Here is an 18,353-nt window from a genome sequence, read left to right as displayed (position 1 = left end):
AAATCCTAGTCGGGCAAAAGGGGGCGATGGGTTGCTCAGAGATGCAGCTTCGCTTCGACATAAAACGTGCGGCCCGGATACGGGTGGTAGACGAAGTAGCGCGCATCGAACAGGTTGTCGACGCCGATGCCGAGTTCGCTGAGCTTCGTCGGCTTGAACGTGAACTTCGCGTCGGCGACCGTGTAGGTGCTGGTGCCGCCGAACACGTTGGGGTTCGTGTCGGTATTCGTCAGCGTGTTGTACTGACGGCCCGAGTAACGCGCGGCGAGCGTCAGCGCCGCGCGCGCGTCGAAGTGATACGTCGCGGCAAGATTCGCGCGCCACAGTGGAATGCGGTAAAAGTACTTGCCGACCGAGGCCGGATTCTGCGCGTTTTCGAGGATCTTCGACTGCGTGTACGCGACGCTCGCGAGCAGATCGAGTCCGTGCACGAACACGTCCTCGCCTGAATAACTCGATTCGACGCCGCGCGAGCGAACCTTGCCGATGTTCTGGAAGTTCGTCACGTTCGGAATCACGGTGGTGTCGGTCTGACTGAAAATCGTGTTCTTCACGTCGTCCTGAAACAGCGACAGGCGGAACACGCCATTCCAGTGCGCCCATTCGGCGCTCAGTTCTTTCGACAGATCGTCTTCGGGCTGCAGATGCGGATTGTTGTTGACGATCGCGGAGCCATTGATTTGCCCCTGGAACAGTTCGCTCGCGGTCGGAAAGCGATAAGCGCGCCCGATCGACGCGCGCAAAGTCAGATCGTCGCTGACATCGAACGATAACGACGCCTTCGGCGAAAAGTGACGCTGGCTGGCGTCGCTGTAAGCGATCGTCGTGCCGGGCAGCGATTGTGCACCATCGTAGGCTTGCCAGTCTTCATAGCGCACGCCGTAGACGAGCTTCCAGCGCGGCAGAAAACGCCAGGCGTCCTGCGCATAGAGAGCTTGCGTCTGCGTCTTGCCGGTGAACGCATTGGCGAACGAGGTCGCGTCGCCGTCACGCCAGGCCAGCGTGTTGTAGGTCTGGTTGTCGACGAAGTAGTTGTCGTAGTGGTAGCCGAAGCTCAGTGCGTGATTGGCGAGTCCCGCCTCGTTTGTCGCGGGCGTAAAGGTGCCGCGCAGGTCCAGCGTCTTCCAGCCGGTGCCGTCGCCGAACAGCACCGTGCCGGGACCGTTGCCGGGGCCGCCGGCATTCGCGGTGCGTGCGACGCTATTGCCGATGTCGTAATACGACGCGATTGCCTCGCCGTTCCAGCCGACTGCGTTGCGCGTTTTCAGCGACACGCCGTAGAGCCAGTTCTCGCTGTGCCCGAGGCTCGGCGCGAATGCGGCAGCCGGAATCGTGTAGTGGTAGCCGTTGATCGACACGTTGCCGCTGTACACCGGGTTGCCGTTCGCGTCGCGCAGGAACGTCGATGTTTCGCTGTTGTACGTCCGGTGCCAGTAGGCGAGCGTGAAGCCGCCCTGCAGCGTCGGCGTGAAGTCGTACTGCATCTTCAGCTTGAACTGGTCCTGCACCGTGTGCTCGATGCCTTCGCCGTTCACGCCGAGCACAGCCGTCGGCGCATTAGTCTGGTTGTTGTAGAAATAGGCGCCGGTGACGGGCGTGTCGCCGGCCTTCGCCGGCGTGGTCGACTGCGCGAGCGTCGCGAATTGCAGCGGCTGACTGGTGTTCTCGAGATGATTGACGCCGAGCAGGTATGAGAACTTGCCGATCCGATCGCCGAGCGACGCGCTCACTTCGCTACCGTTGAAACTCTGGTTCACGCCGAACAGGCTGAAGTGCTGCGTGAATGCCTTGACGTCGGCGTTGGCTTCGAACTGCGTCGGCATGCGCGTACTGATCAATACGGTCGCGCCGAGCGAATTGCCAGGGTACAGCGCGGAAAACGGTCCGTAGATTACGTCGACCTGCTGGATTTCGTCGGGATACACCATCGACCAGCGCGGCGGAAACGAATAGCTATTGCCGAGCAGGTTGCTCAGCAGCAAACCGTCCGCATAGACGAGGCCGCGCGCGCTCTGCGTATTGCTGGTGCCGCGTACCGCGATGATCGAATTCAGGTCGCCGATGAAGCGCTTGCGTACCGCGAGGTTCGGCAGGTACTTGAGCACGTCCTCGGTGTTGACGACGTTCCAGTTCGCGAACTGATCGCGTGTGACGGTTTCGACGGAGGCGGGCAGGTTCGGGTCGACGGCGCGCGATGCGGCGCTTGCGCTTGCGCTGGCATTGACGCTGACGGCGGGCAGCGTCGCATCGGCGTCAGTGGCATGCGCGGGTGTTGCGACCAAAGCCGGCACGAAAGCAGGCACGAGCGCGGGCCAACGAACGGAACGACGAACCCCGCGATGAGCGGAACAGACAGCGTCACGACGGACGCAAAAAGACAGCCTTCGCAGCGCGAAGTTGAACATGAGCGTTTCCTTGATGCATTGAACAGGCGATCGCGGGTTTCGTCGATATCAGCGACGAAGGCGCGATCAGAACCGGCAGCGATCAGGAAACGGCAGGTGGCGCACGCGGACGTCCCGACGGGAACGCGCCAAGCGGCGTGAAGCGGGTGGACAGCGTGGGCGGCGCGGTGCCGGCCAGCGGCAGCGCGGCCGGCGGCTCGACGGCAGCGAGCGTCGGCATCGCGACGTGATGTTCGAGCAGATGACAGTAGCCGCAGGCACCGAACGCATCGTCGTGGCTCAGATGCACGGGGGCGGGGCTCGTTTGAGCGACGACGCTCGCATCGCTGATATCGCTTGCGCCGGCCGGGTGAAGCGCCGAACACAGCGCGGCAATCGGCTCGTGGGCGCGGCCCGATTCGAGCAACTGACTGACGAGCGGCGCGAACACGACGAGCCACATGGCGACGAGGCCAAGCCATGCGGTCAGTTGGTTGCGGGAGCGTCGAGTCATGAGCGTCGAAGAAAAGACGGGGCCGATTCTAGCATCACCGCACGATCCTTTCATTCGTAATGACGGGTATAGCGGCGGATTTAACGGTGAAAACGCGCCTATTTCGGGGCGCTGAGGCCGAGGCGAATCACTTATGCTGTGCAATCGCGCGAGGTGCGCGTACCGAATCAACAGCGCAACAGCGGCGCACCCGCCGCACGGCCACGCCGCTGAAACATCGCCACGACACATGACACTCACGCAGACGCCCGCTTCATCGATCGCAGACATCAACCAGCGGGCGGTGGCGCTATGTTCGGCCGGACAGTTCGCCGACGCGTTGCCGCTCGTCGCGCCGCTGCTCGAAAACACCAGTTTGCCGAACGATCAGCGGGCCGATGCGTTCAATATCGCCGGTGCGTGTTCGTTCGCGCTGCGTCAGTGGGCGGACGCGGAGAACTATTGGCGCCAGTGCCTGTATCTGAAGCCTGATTACGTGGACGTCTATGCGAGTCTCGGCTCGCTGTTCAGTTCGCTCGGCCGCCTGTCGGCCGCGAAATCGACGTATCAGCGATGGGTTTCTCTGCGCCCGCTCGACGCGAACGCGCATTATCAACTCGGCAACGTGCTTTACGGGCTCGGCTATCGCGCCGAAGCGGAGGCGGCGTTTCGGCAGGCGGTGACGATTCACCCCGACCACGCCGAAGCGCACTACAACCACGGCATCGTGCTGCGCGACCTGCGACGCCCGCAGGAAGCAGAAGCGGCTTATCGTCATGCGTTGCGCGGCTTGCGTGGCCATGCCGAATTGCACAACAACCTCGGCATCGTGCTGATGGAACTGGGGCGTCTCGCGGAAGCGGACGCCGCGTGTCGCGAAGCGCTGACGCTGAAACCGCAATATCCGGAGGCACTCAATAACTTCGCCGGCGTGCTGAAGGCGATGCGGCATCTCGCGGACGCAGAACAGGCTTGCCGACTCGCGATCGCTATCCGGCCCGACTATGCGGAAGCGCATCTCAATCTTGGCGCGGTGCTCGTCGATCTCGATCGCGTCAGCGAGGCCGAGGCGGCATATCGCGAAGCGCTGGCGCATCGGGCGGATTATGCGGAGGCGCATTACAACCTCGGCGTGGCGCTGTTCAGGCAGGAGCGTTACGAGGAAGCCGAGCAGGCTTATCGCGACGCGATTCGCTGCCAACCTCTGCTCGCCCATGCGCACAACAATCTCGGTTGTGTGCTGCGCGTGCTCGAGCGTTTCCCGGAAGCGCTCGACGCGTTCCAGCAAGCGCTCGCGGTGTCGCCACAACTCGCCGAGGCGCATTCGAACATCGCCAATGCGCTGACCCAGATCGGGCGCTTTGCCGAGGCAGAAAGCGCGTATCGGCAGGCGATTGCATTCAAACCCGACTATACCGAGGCGCGTTTCGGCCTCGGCGTGTTGCTGCTCGGCTTCGGCCGCTTCGACGAGGGCTGGCCTCTCTACGAATGCCGCTATCAGCAGCCGCATTTCGTTCATCGACAGTCGCAGACGATGCTCAGTTGTGCGCAATGGCAAGGCGAGCCGCTCGCGGGCAAGTCCGTGCTGTTGTGGCAGGAAGACGGTCTCGGCGACATCCTGCAATTCAGCCGCTATGTTCCGCTGCTGAAGGCGCTGGGGGCCGCGCATATTGCGTTTGCGTGTGCACCGGCGTTGCATCGGCTGATCGCGAAGGTGGAGGGCGTCGATGCGGTGCTCGACCATCATGGAGCGCTCACACGCGCCGCGACCTACGATTGCTGGACCAGTCCGCTGAGCGTGCCGCTGTATCTGCGCACGACGCTGGATACGATTCCGCGCCCCGCTCGGATGAGCGCGGAACCCGCGCTCATCGAACACTGGCGCCCCACGCTGGACGCGCTACCGCCCGGCCATCGAGTCGGTCTGGTCTGGAAGGGCAACGCGAAGCATCACAACGATGCGAATCGCTCGATGCCGTCGCTCGCCACGCTCGCGCCACTGTGGACCGTGCCTGGACTGAATTTCGTGAGCTTGCAGAAGGGGCAGGACGAGGACGAAGCGCGCAATCCGCCGCTCGCGCAGCCGCTGCTCGATCTCGGTGCGCGCGTGACGGACTTCGCGGACAGTGCGGCGATCGTCGCGCAACTCGATCTGGTGATCTGCGTCGATACGTCGATCGCGCATCTGGCCGCATCGCTCGGCAAGCCGTGCTGGGTGCTGCTGCCCGAAAGAGATGCGGATTGGCGGTGGATGCACGAGCGCGACGATTCGCCGTGGTATCCGCACACGCTGCGTCTGTTCCGGCGCGCGCCGGGCGAGGACTGGGCGAGCTCGGTCGAGCGCGTGCGGCAGGCGTGCGTCGAGCGATTCGGCGGCGCGCTATGACGCCTCGTTGAGCTGCATGTGATACCGGCCCTACGGCGATAGTTCGAAGCGGTCCTTCAGCGATGGGAACGCTCAGGTCGCGCCGATACTGACCGTGCGCGTCACATCGACGACCGACAGCCGGATCGCGTCGATCAACGCGCGCGCGGCTGGCGACGGCGTACCGGCCGCGCGCATCGTCAGGCCGATCTCGCGCCGCGTGTTGTGCAGCGGTACGTCGAGCACCACCAGTTGCCCGGACTGGACCTCGTGATGCAGCTGCTGCGCCGACAACGCCGCCGCCATGTCGGTGCCGAGCAGCAGACCGCGAATCACCGCGAGGTCGGCGGTCTCGACGGTCGGTAGCGGCGGCTTCACCTTCATCCGCTTGAACTGCGTTTCGAACAACGCACGCGCCGGCGCGTTGCTGCGCGGCAGAATCCATTGCGCGTCGCGCAGATCCATGATGGTCAGATCGTGCGCTCGAGTCAGCGGATGACCGCGGCGCACCAGCACCACCATGTCTTCCGACATCAGCCGCTCGTTCTTCAGGCCGCTCGTTGCGTCGTTGTCGCGCAGCGCGCCGAGAATGAAGTCGATGTCGCCGGCACGCAGACCGGCCACCAGCGTCTCGTATGCGCTTTCGTCGGTGACCACGCGCACGCCCGGATTCTCCGTGGTCATTCGCGCGATCGCCTTCGGCAGGATCAGCGTGCGTCCGAGCGGCAACGCGCCGACCGTCACCGAGCCCTGAATCTTGCCGTGCAATGCGGCGATATCGTCGGGGATGTGGCGCAGTTCGTTCAGCGCGCGGCGTACGTGCAGCAGGAACGTTTCGCCCTCGGGCGTCAGCAGGATGCCGCGCGGGCTGCGATGGAACAGACTCAGTCCCGAGCCGCTTTCCAGGACCCGGATCGCGGTGCTGACCGCGGGTTGACTGATGCCGAAGGCTTTTGCCGCGCTCGGCATATGCCGATGCCGCGCGAGCGCGGCGAACAGTTGCAGCCGCCGCGTGTTGAGCAGATACGCGGGCAATGCGGCTTCCGCGGCGGGACGGCGGCGCGTCTGTCGCGCGGCGCACCATTGCGCGAGTTCTTCGAGTTCGGCAAAGATCCGCTCGCAGCGATGCAGCACCGCGCGGCCAACCGCGGTGGGCAGCATCCCGGAAGGACCGCGATCGAACAGCGGCACGCCGAGCGCCGACTCGAGCTCCTGCACGGAGCGCGTGACCGCCGACTGCGCGCGAAATAGCGCGGCCGCCGCGCGGGTCGCGCTGCCCATATCGGCGACGAGCCGGAAGGCGCGCAGTTGCGCGAGATTGAGCAGGTCCTTGCTGCTGACCGACAGCGGCGCTTTCGCGGCTGCCTGGCTGGTGTCGGCGGAACGCGTGTCGTTGCTCATGCCGCGCCCGCGATCAGATGCAACGATGGCAGCGACAGATTCAGGCTTTCCTTCGAGATGTGCGTGTGTTCCTTCATCAACGCATCGACGCGCGCGCCTTCGCCTTGTTTCAGCGCGTCGACGATCGCGTGATGCTGGCGATGCGCGTACATCAGCATCATGAACTGACGCTCGCGCGCCGATTCGTCGAACGCGATCGCGAACGGCGACACGAACGGCACCTTGTCGTTCAGACTGAGCGCGGCCGAGATCGCCTGGTTCTGCGCCGCTTCGACGATCAGCGCATGAAAGCGGCCGTTCATCTGCGCGTAGCGAACGTCGTCTCCCGGCTGCAGATGCTTTTGCTCGAAGATTTCGTCGCCTTCGCGCAAACATTCGTCGAGCGCTGCGGCAAGCGCCGGGCTCACGCCGTTCTCGGCGACCGAGCGCGCGGCGAGTCCTTCGAGCACGCCGCGCACGTCGATCGCATCGAGGACGTCACGCACGCTGAAGCGGCGCACCACATAGCCGCGCGAGCCCGAACGATCGAGCAGCCCTTCCGACGACAGCACGCTCAACGCATAACGCAGCGGCGTGCGCGACACGCCAAGCCATTGTGCAAGCTGCGCTTCGACGAGCCGCTGCCCGGGCGACAATTCGCCCGACAGGATCTTCTCGCGTAAGGTCTGCACAATCGCTTGCTGGGTCGTCTCGTTCATCGTTTCGTCGCTCGTCGGAAGCACCGCAGTATAGCCACCCGTGCAGCACCGCTCCAAGCGTTGAAAAAGTGCGTTGCGAGTTGTTTTCAGGGCCATCTGTTTTATTTATCGTGTGCCGGGGCGCGAGGAGTCCGCGGAAGGCTCGCCGCACGGGCTTGGGATACCGAGAGAGCCCTACGCAGCTTGGGCTGCGGCTGGGTTATCGGCTCGCCTGGCCCGCGAATACCGGGTTTTCATCCATCATCCCGGCTCAACCTGAGGTATACCCGTGCTTCCCGTATCGAGGCACAATTTCTATCTTTGTATCCCAAGACGGTCGCCGCGACTAGCGCGGTAAGCCAGGCGACCTATCCGATTGGCAGCAGCACGAAGTGACGGAAGAGAACGAATATGGCAAGGATCATTGGTGGTATCGGCACGTCCCACGTACCCACGATCGGGTTGGCGTACGACAAGGGCAAGCAGAATGAACCGGCATGGGCGCCGATGTTCAAGGGTTATGAACCGGTGGCGCAGTGGCTGGCCGAGCAGAAGCCCGACGTGATGGTGATGTTCTACAACGACCACGCGAACAGCTTTTTCTTCGATTGCTATCCGACCTTCGCGCTCGGCGTATCGCCCAACCACGAATTCGCCGATGAAGGCGCGGGCAAGCGTCCGCTGCCGGACATCGCCGGCCACCCGGATCTGGCAATCCATATCGTCGAGCAACTGGTCGCCGACGAATTCGATCTGACCGTCTTCCAGGATCGCCCGCTCGATCACGGCGTCAATTCGCCGCTGTCGCTGATGCTGCCGCATCAGGGCGGCTGGCCGTTGTCGCTGGTGCCGCTCGAAGTCAACGTGCTGCAGTATCCGCTGCCCACCGCGAATCGCTGCTACCGGCTCGGCCAGGCGCTGCGTCGCGCGATCGAATCGTTCGAGCAGGATCTGAAGGTCGTGGTGGTTGGCACGGGCGGGCTGTCGCACCAGGTGCATGGCGAGCGCAGCGGCTTCAACAACACCGAATGGGACATGGAGTTCCTCGACCTGATCGTCAACGATCCGGAGCGTCTTGCCAGCATGAAGCACGTCGACTACGTGCGCCTCGGCGGCGCGGAAAGCGTCGAGACGATCATGTGGCTCGCGATGCGCGGCGCGCTCGGCCAGAAGGTCCGGGAGCTGCATCGCAGCTACTACCTTGCGACCAGCACCGCGATGGCCGTGACGATCTACGAAGGAGAGGTGGCGTAATGAATCCGCAACTGGTTGGCGTCGAAGAATTGACCGGCACGTATCCGTTCGATATCCGCCAGAGCATGAAGGCGATGCGCCTGAACCGCTTTTTCTGGCAGATGCGCGAAGCGTCGGCGCGCGCGCTGTGGCTCGAAAATCGCACCGCCGCTTACGATGCGGCCGGCCTGACGCCGGAAGAGCGCACGCTGGTCGACAACACCGACTGGATCGGTCTGATCCGTTATGGGGTGTCTTTCTTCGTGCTCGAGAAGTTCGCGCGCGTCGTGAAGATCACCAATCTCGGCGTGTACGCGAGCATGCGTGGTGAAACGCTCGAAGAGTTTCTGAAGACCCGCCAGGTTCCCGACGCCGTTTAAAGGCCGGGCATCGAAGGCGCGCGCACGGAAAAGCAAGCCGGGTTCGTTCGAGCCCGGCTTTTTTCATCTGGATGCCGCGTTGCAACGCTGTCGGCCGCAACTTAGCGTTTGCTTAAGTTGCGGGCCGCAACTATATTGATTGCGCAACGCAACTGCTATGTGAGCGCCATCATGGATCTGATCGAAGCCCCCGCCAAGCCTCGCGACACGACGATTCTCGAACTGCGCGAGTTTTCCCGCCGGCTGGTTCGCGAACTCGGCTTCATGCGCACGACGCTCGCCGACAGCGATCTGGCGCCCTCGGCCGTGCATGCTGTGATCGAGATCGGCATGTCGCCGGGCATCAGCGCGAAAGATCTGGCGACCATCCTGCGGCTCGACAAATCGAATACGAGCCGGCAGATCGCAAAGCTCGAAGCGAGCGGGCTGGTCGAGCGCGCGGTCTGCGCCGACGATGCCCGTTCTTCCGAGCTCTACCTGACGGCCGAAGGTCAAAAGCTGCGTAAAAAGATCGACCGGTTCGCGACCGATCGCGTGTCCGGCGCTCTGCGTCGCATGGTTCCCGCCGACCAGCAGGCGCTGGTCCGTTCTCTCGCGCTTTATGCGGACGCCCTGGCGCATGGCGAGGTCAGCAAGCTGCCTGCGACGGAAGCGGGGTCCGCGGGATTCGTGGCAGGCTACCAACCCGGCTGTATCGGCGATATCGCGAGTCTGCACGCGCGCTATTACGCGCAACACTGGGGTTTCGGCGCCTTCTTCGAAAAGAAGGTCGCGACGGAGCTGGCGGAGTTCGCGGGCGCATTGCCGGCAGAAGGCAAAGGGCTTTGGCTTTACGTCGAAAACGGCCGCACGCTGGCTTCTGTCGTGATCGACGGGGACAACGACACGGGTGTCGCGCATTTGCGCTGGTTCATCGTCGACGATTCCTTGCGCGGCTTGGGGATTGGACGGCAATTGCTGGCGCATGCGATGCGTTTCGTCGACGAGCGCTTTGACGAAACCTATCTATGGACCTTCCAGGGGCTCGACGCGGCGCGCCATCTATACGAGTCGTTCGGTTTTCGGCTGAGCGAAGAATCGGAAGGTGAGCAATGGGGAGCACGCGTCGTCGAGCAGCGTTTCAACCGGCGTTCCGCAAAGAAGGGCGGTAGCGGCGCCGCGTGATCGACGCAGCAGCGAGCTCGATACCTTCGGTCAATGCGCGACCACCGACGCTGCGATCCGGTCGGCCAGGACGGCGAGAATGCGGCTCAACGCGGCCGCCTGCGCGGGCGCATCGTGTCCGTCGATCGCGGAGTCGAGCGTCACCTGCTGCCGCAGCGGCGCCTGATCCGAATGCCCGTTCAACAACGTCCACTCCGCCTGCAAGTTCAGTGTGCCGCTCGCGTCGGCCGTCGCGTTCAACACGGTGACGACCAGCCTGCGCGTGCCCGGCGGCGCGGGCGCATCCGGTACGACGAACGACCCGGCGGGCAGCCGCGTGAGCAAGTCCTGGGCAAGCGTTTTGCGCATCATCTGAGCGAGCGGTGCGCCCCACCGGTCGCTATCGTCGATCGTCAGGCGGTTCTGTGAAGCCAGCGTGACGACTTCGAGCCGATCGAGCACCGCGGGAATATGCACGGCGGTCAGTTGAATCGGTGGCATCGGCGCCGTGGCTGGCGGCGCGTCGGCGGGCATCGGGTTCAACGTCACGTAGCGCGTCGGCATGCTGTGCCCGCATCCGGCAAGCGTCATCGCGGCGACCGAGACGACAAACGCCGCCGTCCAGACGCTCGTCGCGAGCGATGCCGCGACGGCGCGTCCGATGCGAAGCGTGGACCTCGTCATCATTGAGTCTCCTGCTGCCTGCCATGGATCAGCGCCTCGGGATGGCGGTCCAGATAGTCGGCCAGCGCCCGAATCGAGCGCGCCGTGTCGGTCAGCTCCTGCATCGCGGCGGGCAGGTCGTTCTGACTCGACGCATCGCCGCCTAGCGTACGGTTAGCCGCCGCAACGGTGCGATCTGCCGCGCTCGCCGTGTCGCGCAGTTGCGCGACGAGCGGACCGATTTGCGGCGAGACCTGCTGCAACGTGTGATCGATCTGCGCGACGGAGTGGTCGATGTGGGTCAGGCTGTCCTTGATCTGCGGCGACGAACTGAGCGCGTTGATGTGCGCGGCGATACTGCGGACCTGTTCGCCGGTTTGCCGGATCGGAAGATCGTCGATTTTCTGGATCACCTCGTTGGCCTTCGCCATCGTGGTGTCGAGATTCGCGGCGGCGACACTCGGAATGACGGGCAGGCCGTCCTCGCTGGCGAGCGTCGCGACCGGCGCGCCCTGCACGAAGTCGAGGTTGATCTTGTCCGCGCCGACGACCGGCGGATCTTGCGATAACCGCGCGCGCAAGCCCGTGGCGACGAGGCGGCCGAGCATGGCGTCGACGAGCGGGCGCCAGTCGCCGTTGGCCGGCGGCGGCGCGCCGACGATGCCGAGCTGCGCCGGGTTCAGCGCGATCTCTACCGGGGTGCTCAGCGCGCCCGTGCGTGCGTCGTAGTTCAGGCGCACGCTGGTGACGGTGCCCACGTCGAAACCGCGCAATTGCACATCGGCACCACTCTTCAGGTCGCCGACGGCACCGTCGAAGCGCACCAGATAAGTGACGACCGGGCCGTGCCCCGGTGCGAGCGCGGGGCGGCGATCGACACCGTCGAAGCGCGACGTCGGTTCACCGGGCCCAGGCTCCATCACGATCTCGGGGCCGGACAGCACGCCTTTGAGCGACGCTGGATCGTTGAGGTCTACATGTGCGCCGCGCAGAAAAAACCTGGTCTCGCTGCGCAGATACTTCTTCTCGGCGCGATCTATCTTGAGCTCGGCCTGCACGTGCTGGCCATCGGGCGCGAGCGTGATCTCCGAGACGGCGCCGACCTTCACGCCGCGCAGCGTGACGATCGTATCGTCGGGCTTCATGCCGTATGCGTTGTCGAAGGTGACCGTGACCGTCCCGCCCTGTTGCGTCAGCGCGCGAACGCCGAGCCAGCCGGCCATCGCGAAGGCGGCGACCGGCACCGCCCAGATCCAGCCGGGCCACGGGCTGCGCCGCACCTGAGCTTGCGAACGACGGGGACGCGTGCCGCTCATCGCTTGCTCCGCGGGTGGACGTCCCACATCAGGCGCGGGTCGAATGCGCGCGAAGCGGCCATCGTCAGGAACACGACCAGCGCGAACGCGGTGGCGCCGATCGCCGGTCTGGCCGACGCGATGCCGTCGAACTGGATCAGCGGCACGAACGCGGCGATCGTGAACACGTCGACGAACGACCAACGTCCGAGTTCGTCGATCAGGCGATACAGATGCGCCTTGACCCGCAGATGCCGACGCGAACGGCGCCGGACGGAGACGATGAACCAGCCCATGCCGACAATCTTCGCCACCGGAATGACGATGCTCGTGCAGATGATCAGAATGCCGAGCGGCCACAGGCCCACGTGGAACAGCTGGTAGACGCCGTCGATGATCCGGGTCGACTGGATCTGCCCGAGTTGCATCGAACTGGTCATCGGAAACACGTTGGCCGGGATCGTCAGAACGAGCGCGGCGAGCGACAGCGCAGCCGCGCGCACGACGGCGTCGGTTTTGCGAGCGCGCAACGTCAGCGCGCAGCGAGGGCAGGGACGCCCCTCCTGCGACATCGGCACGACCAGATCGCAAACCGTGCAGGACAGCGGCGCTTCGTGTTCCGGCAACTCGTTGTCGGGGGCGATCGCGCGCCACACGGTTCTTCGGTCGAGCGACGCGCGCGTGAGCATCGACAGCAGCGCCGCGGCGATGAAGCAGTAGCCGCCCGGAGCGATCGTGCCGGTCAGATTCTGCGTCACGCGCGCGTAACCGACGAAGCCGCCGACCAGATAGACATCGGGCATGGCCCAGATATCGAGCGAGGTGGTCCAGCGAAACAGCGCGCCGATTGCCCTGGTACGCCAGCCGAGCCGCAGCGCGACGAGGACGGCCACGAGGCCGCCGAAGCGGACGAACGGCAGCACGATACCGAAGGTGCCGAGCAGTACCGCGAGAATGAACCAGCCGTCGTTCCACATCTGCACGATGCCCGACGACAGCACTGACGAGTGCTCGACGCCGAGCATGTGCACGTACATCAGCGGCGCGAGGTTGGCCGGAAACAGCAACACGAAGGTTGCGCTCGCGCAGGCGAGCGCCGCGGTCTGACTTCGGCCGTTACGCCGCTCGAGCGGAAAATGACAGGCGCGGCAACGCGCGTAGGTGTGTGCGGCGAGCGGCGGGATGTCTTCCAGCGCGCCGCATTCGGGGCAGCCGATCGTCATGCGACGTTCTCCATCGGCTGTCCGTCTTCAGGCGGGCAGTGCGTTGCAAATGAGGTTTCGCCGATCATCCCTCGACCCCCGGCGCCGGTTGGCGCGTGAATGCACGGCAGGCGCGCTGGCACGCGCCAGCTCCATTTCCTCCACTAGCATTGCGCGTTCCCGGGCGACCTGCGCACGCCGGGGAGCGCTGATGGTCGGCGGCTGCGGTATGGCGTCAGTCGGTTGAGCAGTTCCGCTCGGCCTCGCTTTACGAGCCGGGCGGCGTGCCCGCTTGGGTGTCCGGCGCGGCGGATGGAGCGGCGTCGGCAATGATCAGCAACCTCGAAGGCAGCGCGTCCGGATGGCCCGGCTTGAACCAGTTCATCTCGGGGATGCGCGAATCGGTCAGGTAGATCGTGCCATCCGGCCCTTCCGCGAACGTATCCGGCCAGCGCAGGCCGCGCTCGTGCAGCAGCGTCGTCAAGGTCGTGCCGTCCCATACCTTCACTGCATGTTCTTCCACCGCGGTAATCAGCAGGCGGCCCGCGCGGTCGATATGCAGGCCGTCGGCGGGTCGATGCTCGAGCACTTTCTCGACGCGGTTGCCGACTTCGTCGGCCGCGAGCGCGGTATCGCGAAGCGCTTCGGTGGGCACGCGGTAAAGCGTTTTGCCCTTCAAGGCCTGCCAGTACAGATACCGTCCATCGCGAGTCAACGCGATGCCGTCGGCCGAAAATTCGACGCCGCGTCCATCCGGACGTCGCAACGGTGCGCCGCCTGCATGCACGGTGACGCTCGGATCCATTTGCGTCGATGGATGCCCGTCGAGCACGCGGCGCGCTTGACCCGTGCCGAGATCGACCACGACGATCGCCCCGCGTGTTCCGGAGTCCGTGATGTAGGCGAACTGGCCGTCGGGACTCACGCGCACGTCATTCAGATAACTACCCTGAGGAGCGATCTCGGGCGCAAACGCGATGCAGCCGACGACGCTATCCGTCGCAAGATCGATGCGGACCAGTTTAGGGGCGCCCGGCACGACGAAGGACTGGGCCGGCGCGCCGGGGTCGAGCACCCACAGGTTGTTTTGCGAATCGCACAGCATTGCCTGCACGCAGACCCAGCGATCCTGCGGGTTCAACTCGTCACGCCTGGCATTGCGCCAGCCGTTCCAGCGATCGTCGGGATAAGGACGCACGTCGCCATCGGACGTGAGTACGCCGACGGAGATCGGCGAGTCTTCTGTCCAGCGCGGGAAGTTGACGAAGATGCGTCCGTCCGCCGCGACGGCGACGCCGGTAACCTGATGCCCGAACGATGCGATCTCGCGCAGATGCGGCCGCGAGCCGTCGTCATCGGCGCTCGATGCGGGCGCGGCGGTCAGCGGAACCCTATCCGCGGCGGGTGGCGTGACGGAGTCTTTCATGGGCTGCCTCCGGGGCAGAGTGGAAATGTCCGTATTCAGCAAAGCGAATGCCGCGGGCATAGATAAAGTAGATCGTAATCCGCGAATCTTTCGAAAGGTATTCACTTGAATTGCGCATCGTCCTTTATGCATATTGTTTGAGTTTCGCGCGAGCAGAGAACGGCAGGTCGCGCAATAGGGAAAGCCGAGTTGTCGCGCAGTGCTTGATGCGAACTGGCGCGCTAAAAGGCCGCGTCGCTACCAAGTCATTCATGGCGAAAAGAATTGCTTCGCGGCGGCTTGCGGAGCCGCCGTACCAGGCGGTCCATTTCGGCAACTTTGACTCTCAGGGTTTCTCCTGCCTCGCATTTGGAGCCGCCGTGTCAGTCGTGCGCTACACCGCTCATTTGCAAAGAAAAAATAATGCCGGCGTCAAAGGAATGTGCTAGAAAATAACAATTGCACGCGCAGAGAAATAGCCACGCCTGCAAGTAAAAATTTCGGCTTTCAATACTCTTAATCGGCCGTGAGGTGGATCATGAGAACAAGTGCGCTTTGGGGGCTCGGGGTGACGACGGTCGCTTCGGTGCTAACGCTGCAGTGTTATCCAGCGTGGGCCGACGGACCCGAAGCGGCGTATGCGTCCGGCGACGAGGTGCCGGCCGGCTCGCTCAGTCCGAACGAGTACAAGGTCAATGCGGACGGCATGAAAGAAGATCCGAACGCGAAGATGTCGGACGTGGCCCGCGCGTATCGCAATGGTTATATCAATCGCGGCAAGCAGGATCAGGCCGATTACCAGGCAATGATCGACTCGCACAATCACGGTCAGCGGCAACCCGCGAAGACCGACGTCGCGCGGGTCGACGTGCCGCCGCTGCCGCCGGGCGTGCCAGAAGACGATAACTCGAAGTACACGAGTATTCCGCCGCAGCCTCAGAAGCCGCAGCCGGTCCAGTATGCGCAGCGTCAGGTACCGCCACCGCCGCCGCAACAGCAATATCAGCAGGTGTACCAGCAGCCGCAATACGCGCCGCCGCCAATGCAATACCAGCAGGCGCCGGCCTACGCGCAGATGCAACCGGTCTACGACAACCAGCCGGTTTATGTGCGGCAGGACTATCCGCAGCCACCCGTGCAGTACGTGCCGGTTTATCCGCAGGCGCAATACGAAGAAATGCCGCAGGTCGTGGAAACGGTGATTCAACCGGCCGCGCCTGTTGCTTATCAGGTTTATCATCCGCCGGTCTATTGGGCGCAGCCGCGCGTTTATGCGTATCGTGCGCCGCCGGTGTATGGCTATCGTATGTGGCGTTGAGGGATTGCGGCGAACTCTCGCGCATCGATTGAAAGTACTCAGCCGGGCGCATTCGTGCCGGGCTGAGTACTTTCTTTTATTCGCTTTGCGCTAATGACCGCTGGCTCCTCTCGTGCGCACGTTCAGATGGTTAATCACCTGCCGGACTCCGCGCACCGATCTCGCGACACTGCCCGCGCGTTGCACCTGGGCGCGCTGCGGCACCCAACCGGTCAGCGTCACGACTCCGCGGCGCGCCTGCACGTGAATCGCCGTTGAATGCAGATTCGGTGTGCGTGCGAGCGCGCGCCGCACGTCGCGCGCGAGTTCGCTATCGGGTCTGTTGCGAGCCGGCGACGCCGCGATGGACTGGCTTTGCGCGGAAGCATCGGTCGGCATGCCGCCACCAGGTTGTGCGTTCGCACAGGTCGCTGTGCCGATCGCAATCGCTGCCGCTGCGATTGCGCCAATTATGGTGTTTGCGCTGACTTTACTCACATGTCCTCCTATACCGGGAATTCGCCGTATATGAGTTCCGGCTAATGCGGTTACCGGTTGCCCAATAGCGCGTCCTGGTGACGACCGTGCAGTACTCGAGATTCGCCAGCGACATCGCATGGACGTCGTCGGCACTGTGTCGATACGCTTGTGGCAGACTTTACCGTATTGGCGCCATCAATAGCCTGTATCATGGCGGGCTCGCGCCCGGGCCGGAGCCCCGCGCGGGCGGCTTGCGCGGATCGCGCGCCGTCTGCCGCGCCCAACGGGCCGCAACGCATCCATTCACGATGATGACCCAGAGGAAGACCGCCATGACGGCTGCAACGCAATTCGACCAGGTTTCTGTTGTCAAACGAGCCAACGTGTACTTCGACGGCAAGTGCGTATCGCACACCGTGCTGTTCGCCGACGGCACCCGCAAGACGCTCGGCGTGATCCTTCCCGGCACGCTGAACTTCGGCACCGACGCGCCGGAACTGATGGAAGTGCAGGCGGGCAAGTGCCGCATCCGTCTCGACGGCAGCGACGAGTGGAAGACCTATGGCGCGGGCGAATCGTTCTCGGTGCCGGGCAAGAGCCGCTTCGATATCGATGTGGTCGAAACGCTCGACTATGTTTGCAGCTATCTGTAAGCGGTTTTAAGGCACTCGCGACGGCTTGGGCAATGGGTCCAAGCCATCCTTGCTCACATGTGTTGAAGAGACAACACGCAAGCATTCGCGAGTGCATGCGTGAGCCAGGTGCTTAGAACGGGCCGTCCATTACGCTTCGCTTCGACGATAAACACCGCCGCCAGCACCACCGCACCCAACAGAATCGACACGACCGCACGATCGACGTAACCGTGCATCAGCGTGAACAACGCAATCGACCCCACTGCGGCAACCCGCCACGACAAACGAAAAACGCCGCTAATGAGCCGAATGGGCAGCCATTGCCCGGCGATCGTCTCCAGCAACGGCATCAGCATGACGATAAAGAACAGCTGAACCAGGATCGGTTTATCGGCGAGCGGGATTTTATGCGGCGGCGGCGCGCCCCACAGCGCGTATTGAGCGAAGATCAGCGCGATCTGGCCGAAAAACATGATTGCCGCGCCGCCGATTATCAGCCCCCATCGGGGCACCTCGTTCCAGCTTCTTTTCGTTAAAACCGTCAGCGCGTGCAATATGGGCTCCGTTCGCGATTGGCAGGATCTCAGGCCGTCTCTTTTGCCAGAATCTCCTCGATCACCTGCACGAATTGCTCGACCGGTTGGCCGCCCGTCACCAGATAGCGGCGATTGAAAATGATCGACGGCACCGATTGAATGCCCATTTCCTGATTGTTCTTTTCCGCTTCGCGCACTTCGCTGGCATACGCGCCGCTCGTCAGCACTTCGCGCGCTTCGGCCGCGTCGAGTCCGACCGACTGCGCCGCTTCGACCAGCACGTCATGATTGCCCGGATTCTTGCCGTCGGCGTGATAGGCGCGCAACAGCGCGAGCTTCAGCGGCAACTGTTGGCCCTTCAGGCCCGCCCAATGCAGCAGGCGGTGCGCGTCGAACGTGTGGTAGGTGCGGGTGCGCGGACCGAAATCGAAGCCGACGCTCGCGCCGCGTTCGCGGATCATCGCTTGCGTTTCGGCGATCTGTGCAGCCGTGCGGCCATATTTCTTGCCGAGATACTCGACGATGTCTTCGCCGTCCGGTCCCATCTGCGGATTCAGTTCGAACGGATGCACGACGATGCGCGCGTCGATCTTGTCCTGAAGCCGCGCGAGCGCGAGCTGCAGCGACGACAGGCCGATCGCGCACCACGGGCAGGCGATGTCGGAAACAAAATCGATGGTGAGCTGCTGTTTCATGGTTGTCCCTGGCGAAATGAACTGCGAGGCGGCCGGGCAAATGCGGCCGCAACGGTACCGACAGCGTAG

Annotated in this window: 17 protein-coding genes; 6 read left to right on the top strand and 11 right to left on the bottom strand. The window is 63.8% G+C overall.

Going from position 1 to position 18,353, the window contains the following annotated elements; all coding sequences use genetic code 11:
• Positions 1-35: 35 nt before the first annotated feature.
• Together GCT19_RS07460 and GCT19_RS07455 are read right to left on the bottom strand one after the other, a co-directional pair.
• Positions 36-2,405, bottom strand: coding sequence for a TonB-dependent receptor (locus tag GCT19_RS07460; protein ID WP_152851518.1), 2,370 nt, complete (start codon positions 2,403-2,405; stop codon positions 36-38).
• An 82-nt stretch (positions 2,406-2,487) separates the two neighbouring features.
• Entirely contained in the window at positions 2,488-2,898 is a 411-nt protein-coding gene (locus tag GCT19_RS07455) for a DUF2946 domain-containing protein (protein ID WP_152851517.1), read from the bottom strand.
• Between the two features lie 229 nt (positions 2,899-3,127).
• Here GCT19_RS07455 and GCT19_RS07450 point away from each other — a divergent pair, with 229 nt between their 5' ends.
• Positions 3,128-5,263, top strand: coding sequence for a tetratricopeptide repeat protein (locus GCT19_RS07450; protein WP_152851516.1), 2,136 nt, complete (start codon positions 3,128-3,130; stop codon positions 5,261-5,263).
• 72 nt (positions 5,264-5,335) lie between these two features.
• Here GCT19_RS07450 and GCT19_RS07445 read toward each other — a convergent pair whose 3' ends face one another.
• Both GCT19_RS07445 and GCT19_RS07440 read right to left on the bottom strand, forming a co-directional pair.
• Entirely contained in the window at positions 5,336-6,643 is a 1,308-nt protein-coding gene (locus GCT19_RS07445) for a LysR family transcriptional regulator (protein ID WP_018434266.1), read from the bottom strand.
• Entirely contained in the window at positions 6,640-7,341 is a 702-nt protein-coding gene (locus tag GCT19_RS07440) for a GntR family transcriptional regulator (RefSeq protein WP_152851515.1), read from the bottom strand. Before GCT19_RS07440 ends, GCT19_RS07445 begins: the two co-directional genes overlap by 4 nt.
• 390 nt (positions 7,342-7,731) lie before the next feature.
• Here GCT19_RS07440 and GCT19_RS07435 point away from each other — a divergent pair, with 390 nt between their 5' ends.
• From GCT19_RS07435 to GCT19_RS07425, 3 genes are all read left to right on the top strand, one after another.
• Complete coding sequence (locus GCT19_RS07435) at positions 7,732-8,574, top strand: gallate dioxygenase (RefSeq protein WP_152851514.1); 843 nt, start codon at positions 7,732-7,734, stop codon at positions 8,572-8,574.
• The gene (locus GCT19_RS07430) at positions 8,574-8,933 is read left to right on the top strand and encodes a protocatechuate 3,4-dioxygenase subunit alpha (protein WP_013092127.1); all 360 of its coding nucleotides are present in this window, start codon (positions 8,574-8,576) and stop codon (positions 8,931-8,933) included. The genes GCT19_RS07435 and GCT19_RS07430 overlap by 1 nt, the downstream gene beginning before the upstream one ends.
• A 171-nt stretch (positions 8,934-9,104) precedes the next feature.
• Positions 9,105-10,097, top strand: coding sequence for a bifunctional helix-turn-helix transcriptional regulator/GNAT family N-acetyltransferase (locus GCT19_RS07425; RefSeq protein ID WP_152851513.1), 993 nt, complete (start codon positions 9,105-9,107; stop codon positions 10,095-10,097).
• 30 nt (positions 10,098-10,127) lie between these two features.
• Here the strand turns inward: GCT19_RS07425 and GCT19_RS07420 are convergent, their stop codons facing one another.
• The 4 genes from GCT19_RS07420 to GCT19_RS07405 all read right to left on the bottom strand — a co-directional run bounded on the left by GCT19_RS07420 (position 10,128) and on the right by GCT19_RS07405 (position 14,662).
• Positions 10,128-10,763, bottom strand: a complete 636-nt coding sequence (locus GCT19_RS07420) for a PqiC family protein (protein ID WP_152851512.1) — start codon at positions 10,761-10,763, stop codon at positions 10,128-10,130.
• Entirely contained in the window at positions 10,760-12,055 is a 1,296-nt protein-coding gene (locus tag GCT19_RS07415) for an MlaD family protein (protein WP_152851511.1), read from the bottom strand. The genes GCT19_RS07420 and GCT19_RS07415 overlap by 4 nt, the downstream gene beginning before the upstream one ends.
• A complete protein-coding gene (locus tag GCT19_RS07410) occupies positions 12,052-13,257 on the bottom strand; it encodes a paraquat-inducible protein A (RefSeq protein ID WP_152851510.1) in 1,206 nt (401 codons plus the stop codon). Before GCT19_RS07410 ends, GCT19_RS07415 begins: the two co-directional genes overlap by 4 nt.
• Before the next feature lie 247 nt (positions 13,258-13,504).
• The gene (locus GCT19_RS07405) at positions 13,505-14,662 is read right to left on the bottom strand and encodes an L-dopachrome tautomerase-related protein (RefSeq protein WP_018434273.1); all 1,158 of its coding nucleotides are present in this window, start codon (positions 14,660-14,662) and stop codon (positions 13,505-13,507) included.
• Positions 14,663-15,179: 517 nt separating this feature from the next.
• Here GCT19_RS07405 and GCT19_RS07400 point away from each other — a divergent pair.
• Positions 15,180-15,959, top strand: a complete 780-nt coding sequence (locus GCT19_RS07400; protein WP_035490753.1) for a hypothetical protein — start codon at positions 15,180-15,182, stop codon at positions 15,957-15,959.
• A 90-nt stretch (positions 15,960-16,049) separates the two neighbouring features.
• On the opposite strand, the gene GCT19_RS07395 is transcribed toward GCT19_RS07400, so the two are convergent.
• On the bottom strand, positions 16,050-16,337 hold the full coding sequence (locus tag GCT19_RS07395) for a BON domain-containing protein (RefSeq protein WP_311734590.1): 288 nt from the start codon (positions 16,335-16,337) through the stop codon (positions 16,050-16,052).
• Between the two features lie 413 nt (positions 16,338-16,750).
• Here GCT19_RS07395 and ppnP point away from each other — a divergent pair, with 413 nt between their 5' ends.
• Positions 16,751-17,071, top strand: coding sequence for a pyrimidine/purine nucleoside phosphorylase (ppnP, locus tag GCT19_RS07390; protein ID WP_008917257.1), 321 nt, complete (start codon positions 16,751-16,753; stop codon positions 17,069-17,071).
• A 53-nt stretch (positions 17,072-17,124) separates the two neighbouring features.
• On the opposite strand, the gene GCT19_RS07385 is transcribed toward ppnP, so the two are convergent.
• Both GCT19_RS07385 and GCT19_RS07380 read right to left on the bottom strand, forming a co-directional pair.
• Positions 17,125-17,607, bottom strand: coding sequence for a type II CAAX prenyl endopeptidase Rce1 family protein (locus GCT19_RS07385; RefSeq protein WP_227749211.1), 483 nt, complete (start codon positions 17,605-17,607; stop codon positions 17,125-17,127).
• Positions 17,608-17,636: 29 nt separating this feature from the next.
• Positions 17,637-18,284 carry a DsbA family oxidoreductase gene (locus GCT19_RS07380; protein ID WP_152851509.1) on the bottom strand — a complete coding sequence of 216 codons (648 nt, stop codon included), beginning with the start codon at positions 18,282-18,284 and terminating at the stop codon, positions 17,637-17,639.
• Between the last annotated feature and the right edge of the window lie 69 nt (positions 18,285-18,353).

This window comes from Paraburkholderia atlantica (assembly GCF_009362785.1).
In the GTDB taxonomy this organism is placed as follows: Bacteria; Pseudomonadota; Gammaproteobacteria; order Burkholderiales; family Burkholderiaceae; genus Paraburkholderia; species Paraburkholderia atlantica.
The sequence above is the reverse complement of the archived record's forward strand: the minus strand, read 5'-3'. Positions and strand labels throughout refer to the sequence as shown.

Bases quoted from the DNA above. Each gene is read 5' to 3' on its own strand.
- GCT19_RS07460 (WP_152851518.1), bottom strand. From the start codon at position 2,405: ATGTTCAACTTCGCGCTGCGAAGGCTGTCTTTTTGCGTCCGTCGTGAC.
- GCT19_RS07455 (WP_152851517.1), bottom strand. From the start codon at position 2,898: ATGACTCGACGCTCCCGCAACCAACTGACCGCATGGCTTGGCCTCGTC.
- GCT19_RS07450 (WP_152851516.1), top strand. From the start codon at position 3,128: ATGACACTCACGCAGACGCCCGCTTCATCGATCGCAGACATCAACCAG.
- GCT19_RS07445 (WP_018434266.1), bottom strand. From the start codon at position 6,643: ATGAGCAACGACACGCGTTCCGCCGACACCAGCCAGGCAGCCGCGAAA.
- GCT19_RS07440 (WP_152851515.1), bottom strand. From the start codon at position 7,341: ATGAACGAGACGACCCAGCAAGCGATTGTGCAGACCTTACGCGAGAAG.
- GCT19_RS07435 (WP_152851514.1), top strand. From the start codon at position 7,732: ATGGCAAGGATCATTGGTGGTATCGGCACGTCCCACGTACCCACGATC.
- GCT19_RS07430 (WP_013092127.1), top strand. From the start codon at position 8,574: ATGAATCCGCAACTGGTTGGCGTCGAAGAATTGACCGGCACGTATCCG.
- GCT19_RS07425 (WP_152851513.1), top strand. From the start codon at position 9,105: ATGGATCTGATCGAAGCCCCCGCCAAGCCTCGCGACACGACGATTCTC.
- GCT19_RS07420 (WP_152851512.1), bottom strand. From the start codon at position 10,763: ATGATGACGAGGTCCACGCTTCGCATCGGACGCGCCGTCGCGGCATCG.
- GCT19_RS07415 (WP_152851511.1), bottom strand. From the start codon at position 12,055: ATGAGCGGCACGCGTCCCCGTCGTTCGCAAGCTCAGGTGCGGCGCAGC.
- GCT19_RS07410 (WP_152851510.1), bottom strand. From the start codon at position 13,257: ATGACGATCGGCTGCCCCGAATGCGGCGCGCTGGAAGACATCCCGCCG.
- GCT19_RS07405 (WP_018434273.1), bottom strand. From the start codon at position 14,662: ATGAAAGACTCCGTCACGCCACCCGCCGCGGATAGGGTTCCGCTGACC.
- GCT19_RS07400 (WP_035490753.1), top strand. From the start codon at position 15,180: ATGAGAACAAGTGCGCTTTGGGGGCTCGGGGTGACGACGGTCGCTTCG.
- GCT19_RS07395 (WP_311734590.1), bottom strand. From the start codon at position 16,337: ATGCCGACCGATGCTTCCGCGCAAAGCCAGTCCATCGCGGCGTCGCCG.
- ppnP (WP_008917257.1), top strand. From the start codon at position 16,751: ATGACGGCTGCAACGCAATTCGACCAGGTTTCTGTTGTCAAACGAGCC.
- GCT19_RS07380 (WP_152851509.1), bottom strand. From the start codon at position 18,284: ATGAAACAGCAGCTCACCATCGATTTTGTTTCCGACATCGCCTGCCCG.